Source organism: uncultured Veillonella sp., from assembly GCF_938010505.1.
Classification (GTDB): domain Bacteria; phylum Bacillota; class Negativicutes; order Veillonellales; family Veillonellaceae; genus Veillonella.
Genome location: NZ_CALLVP010000061.1, coordinates 1 through 2218, shown reverse-complemented (window position 1 = coordinate 2218; position 2218 = coordinate 1). Strand labels below are relative to the sequence as shown.

The 2218-nt window shown below is 38.3% G+C and carries 2 protein-coding genes; both read left to right on the top strand.

From position 1 onward, the window contains the following. A partial coding sequence (locus Q0507_RS03375; RefSeq protein WP_298712369.1) for a YadA-like family protein occupies positions 1–937 on the top strand: 937 nt, incomplete at its 5' end. Between the two features lie 91 nt (positions 938–1028). Then, positions 1029–1778 carry a hypothetical protein gene (locus Q0507_RS03370; RefSeq protein ID WP_298712366.1) on the top strand — a complete coding sequence of 250 codons (750 nt, stop codon included), beginning with the start codon at positions 1029–1031 and terminating at the stop codon, positions 1776–1778. Positions 1779–2218 lie beyond the last annotated feature (440 nt).

Here is a 2218-nt window from a genome sequence, read left to right as displayed (position 1 = left end):
TTGGGATCCTGCTCATATCACTAGTGGACAAGCGGCAACCGAAGATCAATTGAAAGCTGTTAATGACGACTTCAATAATAAAGTAAGAGCAGGCCGTGTATTCCAAGGTGACCAACCTGGCGATAGCGGTAAAGTGGTTCGTGGATTGGGAGATACTATGAACCTTACTGGTGGTGCTGATGTGAACCGTTTGGCAGATAATAATATCGGTGTTGTGAAAAACGCTGCTGGTGATGGCTATAACATCAAGTTGGCTAAAGACTTGAAAGGTCTTGAGTCCGTAACGACTACGGATGCTGCTGGTAATACAACTGTTATGAACGGTAACGGTATTACAATTAAAAATAATGCGGGTGGCAGCGTATCCTTAACAAGCTCCGGTTTGAACAACGGTGGTAACAAGATTACTAATGTGGCTCCAGGCGAAATTAGCTCCACTTCCACTGATGCTGTTAATGGTTCCCAACTTAATCGTGTTGCAAACAGCATGAATAATGTTGTAAACGAAGTTCGTCAAGTTGGTGCTTTATCCTCCGCGTTGTCTGCATTGAAACCTATGGCTTATGATCCTTACGAACCTACTCAAATCATGGCAGGTTATGGTAACTACCGTGGCGACTCTGCATTGGCATTAGGCGTGGCTCATTACAAAAATGAATCCATGATGTTACATGCTGGCGTAGCTTGGGCGGGCAGCAATAGCCATATGATGGCAAATGCTGGTGTAACTTGGAAAGTAGGTAACAGAGACGGCGAAGCAGAAACTGCAGATCGTTACCGTAAAGGACCTATTAGTTCCACATATGCAATGCAACGTGAACTTGCTGCAATGAAAGTTGAAAATCAAGGATTAAAAGGTGAAGTAGCTGATTTGAAAGCTGAAAATGAACAAATGAAAGCTAATATTGCTGCAATGATGGCAAGACTAGGTTTATAATACGTTCATACTGAACATTACGGGGTGAGGATTCCCCTTTAGGGGATTCTCCCACCCGATTTAATTCGTTGATAGAAAAGAGGAATATATAATGAAAAAATCCACTTTGCTTGCTTTCACAGCAGCAGTATTATTCGGCAGTGGCGTATTACAAGTTAATGCGGCATCTGCTACATTTGATGATCCATTGCTTTTACCAAATCCGGCTAAAGTGCCTACAACAGGTTCCGTCGTATTGATTCCTGTGGCTAGCCCTCAGACTGTACAAGGCATCCATGAATTTGTGAAAGCATGGGAAAATGCGGAAAGAAAGATTGCTTTAGCTGAAAGCAAAAAGAAAAATCATCAAGCATTGACTAAAGAAGAAGCTAAATGGTTACATTCTAAAGATAAGCATAACTATGCTGATTATTTCCGTAAACATTCTTTAGGTTATGTACATGGCCAAGAAACTGCATTGAACTGGAATGGTGAAAACCGTAATAAAAACGAGTATAGCTATTACACATTCCCTAAATATGATAAGGACCAAGGTTACACAAATAGCTATGGTTACAATGTATTGCGCAGCATGGTTGATCGTATAAATGAATTGCTTCAAAAACAAAAGGCCGTTGGCGGTCCTTTGACAGATGAAGAAGCACAAGCATTGGAAGATGCTATGCTTGATATCATGGCTCAAGATCAAGAACATGTATCTAATGAAGAATTGCGTTATTACATGAACGAAGCAGTTTGGTTTGCTACAAAACAAACTGTAAAAAATATGTCTGCAGAAGAACCTTCTGTTGGAGACATGCACGAAATTAACCTTCGTGAAGCGATTCAGACAGATAACTAATCATCTGATACATATATAATCACATTATATGTATAGCTTTTGTTATAAGGAATGTGCAGTTGCAATAACCTTATATATAAAAGTTTTTAATATACAGTGTTGAGACACAAATAAGGGATTCTATTAACACACTGTCATATAGACAAGAAGTCGCAACAGAATGCAATAGATGTATTCTTGTTGCGGCTTCTTTTTATTTTAAATTCTCCCTATATGATATGTCTAAAAAAGTAATATAACTCAAGTTTTAAATCTGTAAAATTAGGCCGTGAAATTGTGCAAAAATAATGATAAAATTTTCCTGAAATTTGTCGTAAAATTTGTCCAAATTTTGTTGACATTAGTATATGGAAATGTTATTATATTCAAGTACCCCATATGAAGGGGCACAGATCTTTGAAAACTGAACAATGATAGGTAATCAATCAAAACGATTGAAC